Annotated in this window: 17 protein-coding genes and 1 pseudogene; 6 read left to right on the top strand and 12 right to left on the bottom strand. The window is 64.8% G+C overall.

The window, feature by feature from the left end; genetic code table 11:
* Positions 1–49 precede the first annotated feature (49 nt).
* Entirely contained in the window at positions 50–742 is a 693-nt protein-coding gene (locus D3242_RS09280) for a GntR family transcriptional regulator (protein ID WP_064981273.1), read from the top strand.
* An 8-nt stretch (positions 743–750) separates the two neighbouring features.
* Here the strand turns inward: D3242_RS09280 and D3242_RS09275 are convergent, their stop codons facing one another.
* The gene (locus D3242_RS09275; RefSeq protein WP_064981278.1) at positions 751–1062 is read right to left on the bottom strand and encodes a hypothetical protein; all 312 of its coding nucleotides are present in this window, start codon (positions 1060–1062) and stop codon (positions 751–753) included.
* A gap of 228 nt (positions 1063–1290) precedes the next feature.
* Positions 1291–1668, bottom strand: a pseudogene (locus D3242_RS09270) (winged helix-turn-helix transcriptional regulator).
* An 84-nt stretch (positions 1669–1752) separates the two neighbouring features.
* Here D3242_RS09270 and D3242_RS09265 point away from each other — a divergent pair.
* The gene (locus tag D3242_RS09265) at positions 1753–2082 is read left to right on the top strand and encodes a nuclear transport factor 2 family protein (protein WP_019861801.1); all 330 of its coding nucleotides are present in this window, start codon (positions 1753–1755) and stop codon (positions 2080–2082) included.
* Positions 2079–2879 carry an SDR family oxidoreductase gene (locus D3242_RS09260; RefSeq protein ID WP_019861802.1) on the top strand — a complete coding sequence of 267 codons (801 nt, stop codon included), beginning with the start codon at positions 2079–2081 and terminating at the stop codon, positions 2877–2879. Before D3242_RS09265 ends, D3242_RS09260 begins: the two co-directional genes overlap by 4 nt.
* Before the next feature lie 73 nt (positions 2880–2952).
* Here D3242_RS09260 and D3242_RS09255 read toward each other — a convergent pair whose 3' ends face one another.
* Positions 2953–4449: a CoA-acylating methylmalonate-semialdehyde dehydrogenase gene (locus D3242_RS09255; RefSeq protein ID WP_019861803.1), complete on the bottom strand. Its 1497-nt coding sequence runs from the start codon at positions 4447–4449 to the stop codon at positions 2953–2955.
* Positions 4450–4610: 161 nt separating this feature from the next.
* On the opposite strand from D3242_RS09255, the gene D3242_RS09250 reads away from it, so the two are divergent.
* Complete coding sequence (locus D3242_RS09250) at positions 4611–5492, top strand: LysR family transcriptional regulator (RefSeq protein ID WP_019861804.1); 882 nt, start codon at positions 4611–4613, stop codon at positions 5490–5492.
* Positions 5493–5497: 5 nt separating this feature from the next.
* Here D3242_RS09250 and D3242_RS09245 read toward each other — a convergent pair whose 3' ends face one another.
* Positions 5498–6073 carry a hypothetical protein gene (locus D3242_RS09245; RefSeq protein WP_064981280.1) on the bottom strand — a complete coding sequence of 192 codons (576 nt, stop codon included), beginning with the start codon at positions 6071–6073 and terminating at the stop codon, positions 5498–5500.
* Positions 6074–6265: 192 nt separating this feature from the next.
* Here D3242_RS09245 and D3242_RS09240 point away from each other — a divergent pair, with 192 nt between their 5' ends.
* Both D3242_RS09240 and D3242_RS09235 read left to right on the top strand, forming a co-directional pair.
* Positions 6266–6709 carry a phospholipase A2 family protein gene (locus D3242_RS09240; protein WP_019861806.1) on the top strand — a complete coding sequence of 148 codons (444 nt, stop codon included), beginning with the start codon at positions 6266–6268 and terminating at the stop codon, positions 6707–6709.
* Positions 6706–8859, top strand: coding sequence for a phospholipase D-like domain-containing protein (locus D3242_RS09235; protein WP_064981287.1), 2154 nt, complete (start codon positions 6706–6708; stop codon positions 8857–8859). Before D3242_RS09240 ends, D3242_RS09235 begins: the two co-directional genes overlap by 4 nt.
* A 13-nt stretch (positions 8860–8872) precedes the next feature.
* Here D3242_RS09235 and D3242_RS09230 read toward each other — a convergent pair whose 3' ends face one another.
* From D3242_RS09230 to D3242_RS09195, 8 genes are all read right to left on the bottom strand, one after another.
* Positions 8873–10129 (bottom strand): D-amino acid dehydrogenase, encoded by a 1257-nt coding sequence (locus D3242_RS09230; protein ID WP_064981289.1) that lies wholly within the window; start codon positions 10127–10129, stop codon positions 8873–8875.
* 124 nt (positions 10130–10253) lie between these two features.
* Positions 10254–10796: a GreA/GreB family elongation factor gene (locus D3242_RS09225; protein ID WP_019861809.1), complete on the bottom strand. Its 543-nt coding sequence runs from the start codon at positions 10794–10796 to the stop codon at positions 10254–10256.
* A gap of 14 nt (positions 10797–10810) precedes the next feature.
* Positions 10811–11233, bottom strand: a complete 423-nt coding sequence (rnk, locus tag D3242_RS09220) for a nucleoside diphosphate kinase regulator (protein ID WP_064981290.1) — start codon at positions 11231–11233, stop codon at positions 10811–10813.
* 273 nt (positions 11234–11506) lie between these two features.
* Positions 11507–12652 carry an alanine racemase gene (alr, locus tag D3242_RS09215; RefSeq protein ID WP_064981723.1) on the bottom strand — a complete coding sequence of 382 codons (1146 nt, stop codon included), beginning with the start codon at positions 12650–12652 and terminating at the stop codon, positions 11507–11509.
* Positions 12653–12717: 65 nt separating this feature from the next.
* Positions 12718–13239, bottom strand: a complete 522-nt coding sequence (locus D3242_RS09210) for an RNA pyrophosphohydrolase (RefSeq protein ID WP_019861812.1) — start codon at positions 13237–13239, stop codon at positions 12718–12720.
* 30 nt (positions 13240–13269) lie between these two features.
* Complete coding sequence (locus D3242_RS09205) at positions 13270–14451, bottom strand: divergent polysaccharide deacetylase family protein (RefSeq protein WP_064981292.1); 1182 nt, start codon at positions 14449–14451, stop codon at positions 13270–13272.
* A gap of 192 nt (positions 14452–14643) precedes the next feature.
* Positions 14644–15975, bottom strand: coding sequence for a S41 family peptidase (locus D3242_RS09200; RefSeq protein WP_064981294.1), 1332 nt, complete (start codon positions 15973–15975; stop codon positions 14644–14646).
* Position 15976: 1 nt separating this feature from the next.
* Positions 15977–17347: a murein hydrolase activator EnvC family protein gene (locus D3242_RS09195; protein ID WP_064981296.1), complete on the bottom strand. Its 1371-nt coding sequence runs from the start codon at positions 17345–17347 to the stop codon at positions 15977–15979.
* Positions 17348–17448 lie beyond the last annotated feature (101 nt).

Genomic DNA, 17448 nt, shown 5'->3' with positions numbered 1-17448 from the left:
TATCAGCCGTATATCTGTTAAGAAACTCACTGTCAATGCGGAATCCGTTATGATATATCCAAAATATATCAGGAGGTCGCCTTTGATATCCATGGAAGCAACCATGACGTCCGAGCCGGCGGCGGCCAGGGCCTACCGCGTGCTCGAGCATATGATCGTCACGCTGGAACTGGCGCCGTCGAGCTTTGTCACCGAAGGAGCGCTTATCGAGAAGCTGGACCTCGGCCGCACGCCGGTGCGCGAGGCGATCCAGCGGCTGGCCTGGGAAGGGCTGCTGGATGTCAGGCCACGCGCCGGCATCGCGATCGCGCCGCTGCATCCCGGCGACTGGCTGCGCGTGCTCGACGCCCGACGCGGCGTCGAGGTGGTGCTGGCCCGCTCGGCCGCCCGCTTCGTCACCCGCGAGGCCGCCGACCTGTTTCACGAGGCGGCGCTGGCCATGCAGAAGGCGGTCATCTCGGGCAATGTGCTTGCCTTCATCCAGGCCGACAAGGCGCTGGACGAGGCGCTGGCGATGGCCGCTGACAACCGCTTCGCCGCGCGGCTGGCCGCGCCGCTGCAGACCCACAGCCGCCGCTTCTGGTTCCGCTACAAGGCGGATACGGGCCTGGCCGAGTCAGCCGAGCATCATGTCGCGCTGATCCGCTCGATCCTCGACGGCGACGAGGAGGCAGCCGCCAAGGATGCCAAGCGGCTGATGGCGCTGCTGCGCGGCCACGCCGAGGTCGCCGCGACGCGTTGAATGGGCGATCAGATTCCTTGCGCGGCGGCGATGGCGGTACTCTCCCATCCCTCACCGGTCGCGAAGATGCAGCTTCGGCCCTGCACGTCGGTCACCAGCATGGACCAGGTCCCGCTTGCCGAAACATAGATCTCGACAATGGCGGATTGCCCGACCACACCATAACCAAGCTGCTTTTGTTGAAAGGCCTGCGCCAGTCCCGCGACGAGGTCGTTGTGGCCGCCGCAGATAAATTGCGCCTGCGCCGAAAGCGCCGACAGCGCCAGCGCGGCGCCGATCACGGCTATCCTGATCCATCGAAACGAAAAACTGTGTGCCATCTGGCACCTCCTTCGCCTTGGCGTTCCGGCAAAGGGAGGCACATGGGGCAGCCTCAACGCACCGGAACGCTCCAGGCCGGGTTCGACGTCTTCATCACGTCACTCCTTCTGGTTTCCGGTCTGTCGTCAGGGAACCTTATCATTCCCTGGAATCGATATGGTGAGGCCCCGATCTGAAAACAAGCATCGCTTCGGAGCTTGCGGCGCGTTGCAGAGCAACGATCGGCGTCAGACTTCCGTCGGTTCGCGAAGTGCCGCCCATTTCAGCAAGGCGTCGAGGGCCGGGCACAGCGCCTGGCCCCAATCGGTCAGGCAGTACTCGACCTTCGGCGGCACCTGGTGGTGGACGATACGGCGAACGATGCCGTCGGCCTCCATCTGCCGCAGCTGTTGGATCAGCATCTTCTACGAGATCGCCGGGATCGCCCGTTCGAGGTCGGAGAAGCGCAGCACCTTGCCGCCGAACAGGTGAAACAGGATCACCAGCTTCCAGCGGCCCTCGAGGATGCGCAGCACATTCTCGACGCCGCTCGCCGCCGACAACGGCGTCAACGTCTCGGGCTTACTCTCAGGTAAGTACCTTACTTTTTCGTCTGTTCTTGTCATTTCACCAGTATATCTCATTTTAGAAGCCGGACAAGCGCCGCCGGCCTCGATGGGCGGCGGCAACCCCGCACCGGACACGACACCATGACCGCAAACCTTCCGCAGCCGCTGGCCGACTATTTTGCCGCCAAGAACCGGCACGACATCGACGCCATGCTCGTGCCTTTCTCGTCAGACGCCACGGTCAAGGACGAAGGCGAACCCCATCGAGGCTCAGTCGCCATCCGCGGCTGGATGGAGGCAACGACACGCAAATACCGGGTGTCCGTCGAGGTCGCCGACGTGACGGTCAACGGCGATAAATGGCGGATCGCCGGCATCGTGTCTGGAAATTTCCCCGGCAGCCCCGCGACACTCCACTACGTCTTCACACTGGCCGATGACCGGATCGCGCGGCTGGAGATCGGCGCATGACCTTCGTCCAGAAATTTGCGGTCGACGATCGGGAATTTGCCGGCAAGCGCGTTCTGGTCACCGGGGGCACAAAGGGTGCCGGCGAGGCCATCGTGCGTAGGCTTTCGGCGGCGGGAGCGATGGTTGCAACCACCGCTCGCTCGGCGACGGAAGCATGCCAGCCGAAGCTGTTCATGCGGGCCGACATCAGCACTCTGGCAGGCGTCGAAAAGGTCGCCGCGGGTGTCATGGAGCAGCTTGGTGGTGTCGACATCATCGTTCACAACGTCGGCGGTTCGAAGAGCCCAGGAGGAGGATTTGCCGGACTGTCGGAGCAGGCCTGGCAAGATGAACTGGACCTCAACCTGCTGGCGGCAGTGCGGCTCGATCGCCTGCTTGTCCCGCATATGATCGAGCAAGGTTCAGGCGTGATCGTTCACATGTCGTCGATCCAGCGCCGCCTGCCGCTGCACGAATCCACAATCGCCTATGCGGCGGCCAAGGCAGCCCTTTCAACCTACAGCAAGGCGCTGTCCAAGGAACTCGGCCCCAAAGGCATCCGCGTCAACACCGTGGCGCCGGGCTGGATCCACACCACTGCTTCGGAAGCCATGGTGAAGCGGCTGGCATCCCACTCGGGCTCGGATGAGGCAACCGCCCGCCAGGGCATCATGGATGCGCTGGGCGGCATCCCGATCGGCCGGCCGGCATGGCCGCAAGAGGTTGCGGAACTCGTGGCATTCCTTGTCTCGGACCGCGCCTCGGCGATCCACGGCGCCGAATACGTCATCGACGGTGGCACCATACCGACGGTCTGACGGAGGCAAGCGGCCGACAAAAAAGAAAGAGGCGGGATGAGCCGCCTCTTTCTTGTTTTGGAACGTTTCCCAATCAGTTCATCGTCGGGATGACGAACTCGGCGCCATCCTTGATGCCGGACGGCCAGCGCGACGTCACCGTCTTGGTCTTGGTGTAGAAGCGGAAGGCGTCCGGGCCGTGCTGGTTGAGGTCGCCGAAGGACGACGCCTTCCAGCCGCCGAACGTGTAATAGGCGATCGGCACCGGGATCGGCACGTTGACGCCGACCATGCCGACTTGGACACGGCTTGCGAAATCACGCGCGGCGTCGCCGTCGCGGGTGAAGATGGCGACGCCATTGCCCATTTCATGGTCGTTGGCGAGCTTGATCGCGCTCTCATAGGTCGGTGCACGTACCACCGAGAGCACCGGCCCGAAAATTTCTTCCTTGTAGATGCGCATGTCCGCCGTGACATTGTCGAACAGGCAGCCGCCCATATAGTAGCCGTTCTCATAGCCCTGCATCGTGAAGCCGCGGCCATCGACGACCAGCTTGGCGCCTTCCTTGACGCCGGTATCGACGTAACCCTTCACCCGCTCCAGCGCCTGCGCCGTCACCAGCGGGCCGAAATCGGCGGCCGAATCCGTCGACGGTCCGACCTTCAGGCTCTCGACGCGCGGGATCAGCTTTTCCATCAGCCGGTTGGCCGTGTCGTTGCCGACCGGCACAGCCACCGAGATCGCCATGCAGCGCTCGCCGGCGGAGCCGTAGCCGGCGCCGATCAGCGCGTCGACGGTCTGGTCCATATCGGCGTCAGGCATGATGATCATGTGGTTCTTGGCGCCGCCGAAGCACTGCACGCGCTTGCCCGCCGCGGTGCCGCGCGAATAGATGTAGTGGGCGATCGGCGTTGAGCCGACAAAGCCGACGGCCTTGATGTCGGGATCGTCGAGGATGGCGTCGACGACTTCCTTGTCGCCGTTGACGACGTTGAGGATGCCAGCCGGCAGGCCGGCCTCGAGGAACAGTTCGGCGATGCGGATCGGCACGCCCGGATCACGCTCCGACGGCTTCAGGATGAAGGCGTTGCCGCAGGCGATCGCCGGGGCGATCTTCCACAGCGGGATCATCGCCGGGAAGTTGAACGGGGTGATGCCGGCGACGACGCCGAGCGGCTGGCGCATCGAATAGACGTCGATGCCGGGGCCGGCGCCATCGGTGAACTCGCCCTTCATCATGTGCGGCGCACCGATGCAGACTTCGACCACTTCGAGGCCGCGCTGGATGTCGCCCTTGGCGTCGGCGATGGTCTTGCCGTGCTCGCGCGCCAGTATGTCGGCCAGTTCGTCATAGTCGCGGGCGACCAGTTCGAGGAATTTCATCAAGACGCGAACGCGGCGCTGCGGGTTGGTGGCGGCCCATTTCGGCTGCGCCGCCTTGGCATTCTCGACCGCCGCGCGCAGTTCCGCCTGCGAGGCCAGCGCCACCGTGCCGCGCACGGAGCCGTCCATCGGCTGCATGACGTCCTGCTTGCGGCCGCTGGTGCCGGCGACACGCTTGCCGCCGATGAAATGACCGTATTCGATCATGATATCTCTCCCTTGTTTGTGATGGACGCATTGTCCGCCTTTGCGATGGCGAAGGCAACGCGAGGAAGAACGCAACCGTTGTGCAGCAAATAGATAACGATTGACGGGCGCGCATCAATTCTCGCAAATGGAGGACCGCAAGATATCTCCTGGGGATTCCCATGAACTGGGATGACGTCCGTATCTTCCTCGCCGTGGCACGCGCCGGCCAGATCCTGGGCGCAGCCAAGCGGCTGGAGCTCAACCACGCCACCGTCTCGCGCCGCATCGCCGCGCTCGAAGACGCATTGCGCACAAAGCTCTTTCGCCGTCTGACCACAGGCAGCGAACTGACGCCGGCCGGCGAGCGCTTCCTCGACATTGCCGAGCGCATGGAGGGTGACATGATCGCCGCGCGCTCGACCATATCAGGCGAAGGCGACGATATCTCCGGCACCGTGCGCATCGGCGCGCCGGACGGGTTCGGCGTCGCCTTCCTGGCCAGGCGCCTCGGCGAACTGACCGCACTGCATCGCGAGCTGACGATCCAGCTCGTGCCGGTGCCGCGCTCCTTCTCGCTGTCCCGTCGCGAAGCCGACATCGCCATCACCGTCGAGCGGCCGACCGAGGGCCGGCTGGTAGCGGGTAAGCTAGTCGATTATTCGCTGGGCCTGTTTGCCTCGCGCGCCTATGCCGAGGCCAATGGCCTGCCCAAAACCGCGGCCGAACTCGGCCGACACACCCTCATCGGCTATGTGCCGGATCTCATCGTCAGCCCTTCGCTCGACTACGCGGCCGAATTCAGCGCGGACTGGCGCACCAGCTTCGCCATCTCCTCGGCACTCGGCCAGGCCGAAGCGGTGCGCTCGGGCGCCGGCATCGGCATCCTGCACACCTTCGTCGCGCGCTCGATGCCGGAACTGGTGGCCGTCGATGTGGTGGCGCCCATCCGCCGTGCCTACTGGCTGGTCTATCATGAATCGGTGAGGCCGCTGCGCCGCATCCAGATCGTCGCCGGCTTCATCACCAAGGCGGTGGAGCGGGAAAGAAGTCTCTTCCTGTAAGGCGCTCAGGGCCCATCGAGAACGAACGAACTCGCCACCCGTTCGGCCTCGTCGGCCAGTGGCGCCCACTTCTGCTTCATTTGCTCGAGGCTGTCGCCCGTGAGCCCGCAAGTCACCAGACCGAAGTGGGTGCCGCGCAGCGAAAGCACGACCTTGGCGTGACCGGGGAAGCTGGCGCTGCCGTCGCCGACCTGGAAATCCATATCGGCAATTCGTGCCGGATAGCCATCGGGAAAGCGGATCAACTTTTCGTTGCTGAAGGCCGCCGAGGTAAAGGCGGCTCCCACCATCTCTTGCCAGGCCTGCGGCGACCAGCCCCTTTCGAGAAATGCCTTGGGATCGGCGGGTGAACCGGACGCCTGCGGATCATAGAGACCGACCGATATCCGGCAGGTCAGGCCCTGATCACCGGATTTTATCTTCAGCCGCATCGTCTTGCCGGAAGGCGCCTCGTTTCTCCACCCTTCCGGAAAGGTCAGGGAAAATCCGTTGTCCTTGTCGTGAACGGTCTTGTCGGCGGCGTTGGCCGCCGAGATGCAGGACAGAAATACGACAGCTGTAGCCGCAAAGCCGATACGCATCACTGGTGCTCGCGAAATGCCAGACGGGGTCGATGCGCCCGGCAGGTTGTATCGCTGCGGTAATAACACGGTCTGGTGATACACGCCGCCTTTTGCTTGCCACAAAACCGGCCAGTGTGGCATCAGGCATGCGGTCGCCGGCCATTGGCAGGGCCGCCGGTGGGAATCGTTCAGAAAGCTGGCGCGGAAAAAATGCGAGCCGTTCTTGCCATCCTGCCGCTGATTTTCGTTTCGGCCTGCGCCAACCCGTGGACAAAAGTGCCGGAAGCCGAATTGCCCAAGCCGATCCGTTACGCCATGGCGCGCCCCTCGCCTTTCGTCTTCGGCAATTATTGCGGCCCCGGCACCCGCACCGGCGATATGTCGGCCCGGCCGGTCGACCGCCTCGACGCGGCGTGTCAGACCCACGACGCCTGCTACATCGCGCGCCACAATCATTGCGATTGCGACGGCGCGCTCGTCGCCTCCGCCCGGGCGATCCGTGATGACAAGACGGCGCCACGCAAGATGCGCAGCGAGGCGGAATTGCTGATCGCTACCTTCGCCATCCCCGTCTGCAAGGTGTTTCCCCAAGGCTTCATGCCGCCGCGCGACCCGGCTCAGTTGAGCGCCATGAAGGCCGGAGCCACCGGGTGAATCGCCACGCATTTATCATCCTTGCCCTGTTCGGGCTGACCGCCCTTGCCGGTTGTGCCGGCACAGGCCGCAATGCCTGCAATCTCCTGCCGGGACAGGCGGCCTGCGCGCGGCCGTCTCTGTCGGCCAGCACGCCTGGGCCGCAGGTCGCCGCGTCGCAGTTTTTTGGCGATGCCGGCGCCAGCGACTACGAAAGACGCTTCCTGGCGCTGCTCGCCCACAATCAGCTCGGCGCCATGGATCGCGCCAACGGTACCGGCCCGTTCGGGCGCAACCGCCGCGATGTGCAGAACAGCGGCTTCCGGGCGACCTATTCGACGCTGCAGCAACTGGCCGAACCACTCGCCAGGACACATCTGCCGTCGGCCAATGGCGGTAGCGGCGTGGGCCATTTCGACGGACGCTGGCGGGTGTCGCGGCAGACGCTCTACATCGATGCGGCGGCACGGCCCTCGTCACCCAAGAGTTTCGATTTCTCCGGCCTGCAGGCGCGAAGCACCGAGATCGTCGTGCGCCAGGCCGGAGAGCAGCCGGTCGAGATCGAGGCCACCTGCGACGGCGCGTTGGCGATCCGCGCCGCCGGAGCCTCGCGCACCATCGCCGCCGGCGCGGCATTTCGTTTTCGCCTGTCCGGCGAGGACGACACGGTCAGCCTGTTTCCCAGCGACAGCCTGAACCGCTGCACGGCAAGGATCCGCTCCAGCCTTGTCCCGGCCGGGGCGCCGCTCACCATCCGGCGCGAAGAGACCGCGGATCCGGCTCTCGCCAGCTTCGACAGCCGCTACGAGCGCTGCCCGGTCCCCGAAAGCGCCGGCCTCGACGCGCTCGAGCGCGCCTTCTATGCCAGCCGCTGGCTGTCGCAGACCTGCGCCCTACCCGTCGGCGAGCCCAGGCTGCTGCGCAAGTCGCGCGACGGCTTCAACGCCAAGGTCGAGGCGCTGATGGGCGCACCGCTGTCCGATGCGGCGATAGACAAAGGCGACCCGGAGCTGCCTCTCGATTTCTCCAGGGCGCCACGGCTGAAGCTGATCTATCTGTCGTCGCTGGAATTCAAGGCGGACTTCTCCGGCTGCATCATCGAGCGGCTGATCCGCCATCATGCCGCCCTTGGCACCAAGGTGCGCATACTGGTCACCGACGTGCTGGAGCGCGAAAAGGACGACGCCATGCTGCACCGGCTGGCGGCCGAATTCCCCAATGTCGAATTGCAGGAATACCGCTGGCGCGCCGATCATGGCGCGCCGATCGACGAGCAGATTTCACAGCTGCACAAGACCCATCATATCAAGATGCTGGCGACGCTGGCTGTGGACCCTGCGCGCTCGCGCGTCATCATCGGCGGCCGCAACATCCATGACGGCTTCCTGTTCCATAGTCCGATCGACCTGTCGCGCTATCCGGACCTGCAGCAATACGGCAAGACCGACGGCTTTTCGCTGAACTACTATTCGAACTGGAGCGACTTCGACATCGAGTTCGCCGACCGGGCGACGGTCGAGACGCTCGCCGCGCATCTATCGACGATATGGTTGCGCGACGCCGACACCAATCTGGCGCGCCCCTTCTCCATCCCGGTCCATGGAAATGGCCGCCCCCAGGGCAATGCCCGGCATTTCATCTCCGTGCCCTATGAGGACGACCATGCGCTGGAGGACTATTTCGTCGAGCTGGTCGATGCCGCCCGGCAGCATATCCAGATCGTCAATCCCTACCTCAATCTGACGCCGAGCCTCGCCCATGCTTTTGACCGGGCGCTCGCCCGCGGCGTCAAGATCGACATTGTCGGCCGCATCGATCTCAAGGGCGATATTGGCGGCAAGTTCCTCACCGCGCTCAACAAGCTGTTCGTCGAGAAATATGGCGACCGCATCAACATCCGCGAGTTCAAGGCGCCCGACGTGGTGCTGCATTCCAAGATCATGATGATCGACGAAAGGCTGGTCGCCATCTCCTCGGTCAACCTCAACAACCGCAGCTTCTTCCACGATTCAGAGAACGGCATGATGGTGCTCGATCCCGCCTTCTACGTCAGGATGAAGCCGATCTATGACGACTATCTCGCCCATTCGAATCCGGTTTCCAGCAACGTGACGATCCCGTGGATCTATCGGCTGCTGTTCGACGAAGCCTGGGTCAAGCAGGCGTTCTGATCTCCCGCGCCGCCTATTTCAGGTAGCGCTCCTGCGCCAGGGCACGGGCATCGATGTCAGGCACCTTGTTCGACATGATGTCGGCCAGCACCTTGGCCGAGCCGCAGGCCATGGTCCAGCCGAGCGTGCCATGGCCGGTATTGAGGAAGAGATTGGAAAGCTCGGTACGGCCGATCAGCGGCGGCCCATCCGGTGTCATCGGCCGCAGGCCGCACCAGAAGGTCGCCTCGCGCATGGCGCCGGAGCCCGGAAAGAGATCGCCGACCGAATGTTCGAGCGTGCGCCGCCGCGATTCGTGCAACCTGAGGTCAAAGCCTGAAATCTCGGCCGTGCCGCCGACGCGGATGCGGTCGCCCAGCCGGGTGATCGCCACCTTGTAGGTTTCGTCCATCACGGTCGACACCGGCGCCAGGGCGGCATCCTTGATCGGCACGGTGATCGAATAGCCCTTGACCGGATAGACAGGGATCGACCGCTTCATCCGGCGCATGAAGCCGGCCGAGTAGCTGCCCAGCGCCATCACATAGGCTTCGGAGGCCTTGAACCCCTTGCTGGTGCTGAGATTGGCAATACGGTTGCGGCTGCGCAGGACGCGCCAGATCGTCGTGTCGTATTCGAACTTGACGCCCCGCGCCACGCAGAGCTGGGCCAGTTTCTCCGTGAACATCTTGCAGTCGCCGGTCTCGTCATGCGGCAGCCTCAGCCCGCCGACGAATTTCTCGCGCACGCCGGCCAGCGCCGGCTCCGCCGCGATGCAGCCGTCCTGGTCGAGGATCTCGTAGGGCACGCCATATTTCTTCAGCACATCGACATCGCCACCGGTGCCGTCGAGCTGCTTTTGCGTGCGAAACAGCTGCAGCGTGCCCCGGCTGCGCTCGTCATAGGTGATGCCGGTCGCCTCGCGCAGCGCCTTCAGCGTGTCGCGGCTGTATTCGGCCAGCGGCACCATGCGCGACTTGTTGATGGCATAGCGCTCCGCGGTGCAGTTGCGCAGCATCTTGACCAGCCAGGTCCACATATGCGGATCGAAGGCCGGCCGCACCACCAGCGGGCCATGCTTCATCAACAGCCATTTGATCGCCTTGAGCGGAATGCCGGGGCCGGCCCAGGGCGAGGCATAGCCGGGCGAAATCTCGCCGGCATTGGCGAAACTGGTTTCCAGCGCCGGGCCTTTCTGGCGGTCGAGCACCGTCACCTCGTGGCCGGCCTCGGCAAGATAATAGGCCGTGGTCACCCCGATGACGCCGCCGCCCAGCACCATGATCTGCATCGTTCACTCCTTGCCGCGCCGCGCGTCCTCAGGACGCCCGTGGACGCGACCGCATTTCTCGATTTGCGCATGATCCCAAATGAAAATCGATGCCGATTTTCGAGAACCATGCGCTGTTGCCCATTCACGCCGCCGAGGGACCGGGGTCGTCGTCTTCTGTCTGCCGCATTCCGGGCGTCTCGCCAAGAGGCCGCCAATCGTCTGCGGCGCTGTAGACGAGAGTGAGCCCGTGCGGTCGCCGCCCGTCGGCCCGGTCCCTCTGCCTGACCGCGCGCCGGGCAGCCTCCGGCTGGTAGAGCACGGCCTTGATCAGGATCGACTCCCGCCGGCCGTCGGCGTGCTCGATCGAAGCCGCTTGGCCCTGCGCCATGCCAAGCATGCACAGCCCACGCCTGGTTGCCACCGACAGGCTGGAGCCCACCGGCCCGCGCCCCTCGTTCTGCACCAGGGTACGCGTCTCGGCATGACCGGCATCGACGCTGAACACCACCCTGCTGTTCAGCGTGACGATATCGGGGCCGACCGAATCGATCGGCACGATATCGGCGCTTGAAAGCTTGTGTTCGAGCATGCGCACGATCGGATCCGCGAATGCCCGCCGGCGCTCCAGCATGACTTCGAGGACGGCGCGGTCCTTCGTCGTCAGGCAGCAATTCGTGTTCTTCATCACCGCCTCCTCGATCAGCGCCGCTGCGCGCCGGAGGCCGGCGTGTCGACGGCTTCGACGGTCACCGACAGTTCACGGCCGCCCCGACTGCTCCAGCACACCGCCTGCCCGGCCGCCGCCCCGATGAGCGCCGTTCCCATCGGCGTCAGCACCGAGATCCTGTTTTCGGCAATGTCGGCGTCGCCGGGATAGACCAGCATGATGCGCTGGGTCTCCCCGCCTTCGCCGCGGACCGTCACGATCGAACCCATACGCACCACGTCGGCCGGCATCGCCGCCGCGTCCGTGACGACGGCGCGGTCCATCTCGAAGAGCAGTTCCTCGGCCGTCTCGGGGGCACGGTCGAGCAACGCTCTCGCCAGGCCGGTCAACCTGTCATGGTCGGTGTCGCTGATCACAATCCGACTCGATGGACGCGGTCCTGTTGCATGTTGCATGGCACACCTCTTGGATCGGCGCATCGAATGGATGCGCGCTTGCCGCCGCACTGATGGCGGCGTGATGAAAGCCGGCAGCCACGAAGGGCTGTACGGCTTGATGGCGGTTTGGATGTATGGATGCCCCGATACGGACGGACGCCAGAAGGCGGCCGCGCCGGGGCTACGATCCCGCGATCGGGCAGACCCTGAACAAGGTTCTGGTGTAAGCGAGGTGGCTCATGCCCCGAACCTTGCCGACAGGCGCCCGCTTGTCAAGCGCGGCCAAACCGCTCAACCGCCGACATAGTGGCGGTGAAAGCGCGGGCCGAGACTGGCCAGGATTTCATAACCGATGGTGCCGGCATGGCCGGCGGCATCGTCGACGCTCTGCGAGGGACCGAGCAGCTCGACCACATCGCCCTCGCGCAGCCTGCCGGGCGGCAGGGCCGATATGTCGAGAATGATCGAATCCATCGACACGCGCCCGAGGAAAGGCAGGCGCACGCCCCCGAACCAGGCCGCCGAAGCGGAGCGGCGCAGCCAGCCATCCGCATAGCCGAACGAAATCGTCGCCAGGCTCAGCGGAGCGTCCGCGTGATAGCTGTGGCCATAGCCGATGCCGGCGCCCTTTTCGACGCGGCGCGTCTGCGCCACCTTGGCCTGCAGCCGCACCACGGGCAGCATCGGATTGGCCTCACCAGGCGTCGGGTTGATGCCGTAGAGCGCCGCTCCCGGCCGAGCGAGATCGTGATGGTAGGACGGCCCGAGAAAGATGCCGGAGGAATTGGCGAGCGAGGCAGGCGCCTCGGGCAGTACGGCGCGCAGCCGTTCAAAGGCCAGCCGCTGCTGCTCGTTGGCCGGATGGTGAGGCTCGTCGGCGCAGGCCAGATGGCTCATCACATATTTGACGTCGATGCCGTCGAACGCACTGCTATCCCCAGCCAGCGCCTCGACTTCGGCCGGCGCCATGCCGAGCCGCGACATGCCGCTGTCGACTTGGATGGCAGCCGGCAGCCGGCGACCGGCAGCCTGCGCCGCCGCGCGCCAGGCCTTCAACTGCGCGCCACTGTTGATGACCGCGCAAAGCCCAGCCGCCATCGCTTCCGGCTCGGAGCCAGGCGGCAGCCCGTTCAGCACATAGATATCCGGCCCGGTTCCGATCGCCTTGCGCAGCGCAATGCCTTCGGCCAGCAGAGCGACAAAGAAGATGTCGCAGCCTTCCCGGGTCAGTGCCGCCGCCACCTGGGCGGCGCCAAGCCCGTAGCCATTGGCCTTGACCACGCCCGCGCAGGCCACGCCGCCCAGCCGCGCCTTCAGCCGCCGGTAGTTTTCACGGATCGCGCCGAGATCGATCGTCAGGATCGCGCCGGCCGCCGCCTCGCTGACCGGCCACCCGGTGACGGTTTTCGCAGCGGACCGGTTGACGGCGTCGTTCATGGCGACCCTCATTGCATCGGCCTTCAATACGACCCTCGCACCAACGCGGCAACCTCGACGCGCGATTACCGCGCCAGATGGCTGAACGCCGCCACCACCTCTTCATAGACCTTGCGCTTGAACGGCACGATCAGGTCGGGCAGATCCTGCATCGGCCGCCACGACCATTTGTCGAATTCGGCGGTGTGGCCGCCGGGCGGCGGATTGATGTGGATTTCGCTGCTCTCGCCATGGAAGCGGAAGGCGAACCATTTCTGCGTCTGGCCGCGATACCGGCCCTTGAAGGCAATGCCGACGAGATGATCCGGCAGGTCGTAATTGATCCAGTCCGGCGCCTCGGCGAGCAGCGAGACGCTGCGCATGCCGGTCTCCTCATAAAGCTCACGCTCGGCCGCCTGCAGCGGTTCCTCACCCTTGTCGATGCCGCCTTGCGGCATCTGCCACAGTTGCGTCGTGCCGGCGAATTCGCTGTCGGGCTCGGCAATGCGATGCCCGACCCAGACCAGGCCTTCGCCATTGAGGATCATCAGCCCGACACAGGGACGATAGGGCAGCGTTTCGCGGTCGACTATTTTCGTCTTCGGCATCAGTCAGTCTCTCCAGCCATCTTGCGATGGCTAACCCTTTTGCGGATCGATCGCCACCGCTGAAATCGGCACGATCTCGATGCCGCGCTTCCTGGCCTCGGCAATCCAGGACGACACGGTGTCGACCGTGAGATCGAAGGCCGAGCCGATGCCGACGGCAGTGCCCTTGGCCCGCGCTGTGGCTTCGAGACTGTCGAGTTTCTTCAGGATTGCGCCGCGATCCTGCACGGCGTCGATCGCCGTATCGCCGGCTACGAAGGGCACGCCGTCCTTCAGCGCCAGGTCGGGCGCCAGGCTGCGCGCCGACGAACCGTCGTCTATATAGGCCAGACCCCGTTTGCCGAGTTCGGCCATGAACGGCCCCATTGCCGCCGGGTCGGCGGAGAAACGCGCGCCCATATAGTTCATGACGCCGGTGTAGTTCGTCGTCCGCGACAGCGCCCAGTGCAAACTCTTGAGGTTCTCCTCGGCGCTCGCCGCCACCGTCAGCGTGTTGCGGCCGGGGTTGACGTTGGGATAGTCGAACGGTTCGAGCGGCACCTGCATGACGATCTCGTGGCCACCCTGCCGGGCGGCTTGCATCCAGCGGCCGATGCTGTTGCCTTGCGGCGCGAAGGCCAGTGTCACTTCCGCCGGCAGCTTGGCGATCGCAGCCTGGGTGCCGGTCTGCGAGACGGCCAGCCCGCCGATGACGATCGCCACCCGCGCCCCGCGCGCGCCGGACCACGGCCGTGCATAGACATCGAAAGGCCGCCTTCCATCGGCGGAGCGTATCGGCAGCGGTCCGGTGTCGCTGGCTTCGATCAGCGCCTTGTCGGGAAGATGCGCGATCTTCAGGTTCTGCCCAATGCTCGATGGATCACGGATGACGATGGCGGCTTGCGGAGGGCCATCGCCCTCCTCCTTCTGCACATGGATGATCTGAGGACCACCGGTTTTGGACGGCGTTTCAACCTTTGGCGCCGCCACCGGGGCCAGAGCGGATGGCGCGGCGGCCGGCTCGGCCGCAGCCGTCACTTTCGGCGTCGAAACGGCGACCTCTTGCGGCTTTCGAAACGGCTTTTCCCGGAGCGCGATCGCGGCCGAGACGCCGACCAGCGCCAGCACGACAACGGTCGACGCAACCACGCCAGTGCTGAACTTGCGGGCAGCGCGCGGCGCCCGGAGCGTCTGTCCAAGCGGGCGTTCGATGTCCTTGCCGATATCAGCCAAGCCCTGTCCCCGGGGCGCATGGTTGCGAAGGCGACCCCTTCGACGACATGCGCGAATTCATCAACCCTGGCGCCCCCTGGCGCCGCATCCGGAGGCCTGGTCTTGCCTCCCCGAATCAAACTGCCGGAACCTTTCGGTCCCGGCAGCATCGCATTGCTTCGTTCAGGCGGCCAGACCCGGCCGACCAAACCGTTACTGGTTGAGCACGGCCTTTTCCGGATTGGGCGGGAAGGCCGGATCGGTCTTCTCGCCGCGCAGCAGCTTCTCGGCAAAGATCAGCTGCAGATCGTCCTTCGGATCCGGCGGCACATAGGCTGCCGAGCCCGAGCCGGTCGCGCTCTCGTCGGCGCCCTTGATGTGCCCCTTGAGATCGGATTCGCCGCGCGTCAGGTCCCTGCCCTGCAGTTCCGGCGGCAGCGGCTGGTCGACCTTGATGTCGGGCGTGATGCCCTTGCCCTGGATCGACTTGCCCGATGGCGTGTAGTAGAGCGCCGTCGTCAGCCGCAGCGCGCCATTCTCGCCGAGCGGAATGATGGTCTGCACCGAACCCTTGCCGAAGGACTGCGTGCCCACCACCGTGACGCGGCGCAGATCCTGCAGCGCGCCGGCGACGATTTCGGACGCGCTGGCCGAGCCGCCATTGACGAGCACGATCATCGGCTTGCCGTTGATGTCGTCGGTCTGCTTCGGCTTGGCGTCGAAGCGGGTGACGTCCTTCGGATCACGGCCACGCGTCGAGACGATCTCGCCGCGCTTCAGGAAGGCGTCGGACACGCTCACCGCCTGGTCGAGCAGGCCACCCGGATTGAGGCGCAGGTCGAGCACATAGCCCTTGAGCTTGTCGTCCGGCACCTGCTTCTTGATGGTGTCGATGGCGCTCTCGAGGTCGTCATAGGTCTTTTCGGTGAAGGAGGTGATCTTCATGTAGCCGATGTCGTTCTCGACCCGGAACTTGACCGCCTTGACCTTGATAATGTCGCGCACCACCGTCAGCTCGATCGGCTTGTCGGCGCCCTGGCGCAGGATGGTGAGCTTGATCGGCGTGTTGACCAGGCCGCGCATCTTTTCGACCGCGTCGTTGAGCGTCAGGCCACGAACCTCTTCGCCGTCGATCTTGGCGATGTAGTCGCCGGCCAGCACGCCAGCCTTGGCGGCGGGCGTATCGTCGATAGGCGTGATCACCTTGACCAGGTCGTTCTCCATGGTGACCTCGATGCCGAGGCCGCCGAACTCGCCCTTGGTCTGCACGCGCATATCCTGCGCCTGTTCGGCATTCATGTAGGAGGAGTGCGGATCGAGAGAGGAAAGCATGCCGTTGATGGCGTTCTCGACCAGCGACTTGTCGTCGGGCGGCGTGACATATTGCGCCCGCACCCGCTCGAAGATGTCGCCGAAGATCGCCAGCTGCTTGTAGGTCTCCGATCCCGCAGCGTTCGCCGACGAGCCAGGAGCACCATAGACGAGGCTCATGGCGGATGCGCCCATCAGCGCACCGGCAAACAGAAGCGACAGTTTCCGCATCATTTCACGTCCTTCCAGAATAACGGTCCGCCCACCATGGGGTCGGATCGACGGGTTTTCCATCCTTGCGGAACTCGACGTAGAGTTCCGGCGTGGCATTTCCATTCTTCGAAACCGAGGTGCTTGCCACCTGGGCCTCTCCCATCGCACCGACCGGCTCTCCTGCGAGCACTGACTGGCCAGTCACGACGCTGATTCTGCTCATCCCCGCCAGAACGACATGATAACCGTCGCCAGCATTGAGGATCAAGAGTTGACCATAGGAGCGAAACGGCCCCGCATAAAGCACATTCCCATCCGCCGGAGCGGTGACGATGGCTCCCGATTGTGTCGCAAGCATGTCGCCAAGCATCACCGCGCCATTACCGTCGTCCGCGCCAAACCGGCGCTTGATGCGGCCGGTGACCGGCAGCGCGATCTGCCCCTGCAGCGCCGAAAAGGGGGCGGTCGCGGTGAGCCGGTTGCCTTCGGGAACCGGCAGCGACGCCAGCGATGCCGTTTTGTCGCCGCCATCGTTTCCATCACTGTTCGGAACGTCACCCGGCTGGCCCGCGGCGGCTGCCTTTGCGGCATCGGCGGCCTTGCGGGCCTTGTCGGCCTGCGCTTCGAGCGAGGCGATCAGGTCCTTCAGGCTGGAGGCCTTGGCCGCCAGCTGCTCGGAACGCTGCTGTTCGGCCGCCATTTGCGCCTGCGTATCGGCCTCGAGCTTCTGCTTGGCTTCCAGCAGCATGCCGAGCCGCTTCTTTTCCGCCACCTGCTCGCCGACAGCGTCCGTCAGCCGCGCCCGCTCGGCCTCGATCGAGGCCGTTACCCGGGTCTGCTCCTTGAGGTCGGCCAGCAGGCTGTCGGTCTGCTGGCGCAATTCCGGCACCACGGCGCCGAGCAGGATGGCGCTTCGCACCGACGACAGCGCGTCCTCTGGCTTGACCAGGATCGCCGGCGGCGGGTTGAGCCCCATGCGCTGCAGCGCGCCCAGCACCTCGGCCAGCACATCGCGTCGCGCCATGAGCGAGGCGCGGATTTTCTGTTGCCGGTCTTTCAGCCCTTCCAGCTTGGCGCCGATGTCCTCGATGTCCTGACCAAGCTTCTGCTCGGTCATCGCCGACTGGATCAGCGCGGCGGTGATCGAGGCATGGTCCTTCTTGACTGCGGCAATATCGGCGGCGAGCTTGGCAAGCCGTTCGGACGACAGCGTTATTTCCTTGGAAACCTGCTCGTACTCGGCGCGGCTCTGGTCCGGATCGGGCGCCATGTCGAGCGTGTTTTCAGCCCGCGCCGAGTGGAACGACAGAAGCATCGCCACCGCAGCCATGCCGCAGCGCGCGCGCCAGGAGCCCCCTGTCGGGCCCGTTATCGATTTCCAGCCCTCAGACATTCGCGATCTATACTATCCGCGGCTTCGTTAACGAACCATCAACCATGTTTGACCAGCCCGTCCCCGAATGAATGTTGCCCAAAGTGGTCCCCATTTTGGGC

This window comes from Mesorhizobium jarvisii (assembly GCF_003601985.1).
GTDB lineage: Bacteria > Pseudomonadota > Alphaproteobacteria > Rhizobiales > Rhizobiaceae > Mesorhizobium > Mesorhizobium jarvisii.
Note: the sequence above shows the minus strand (reverse complement) of the source record. Positions and strands in the feature narration are given on the sequence as shown.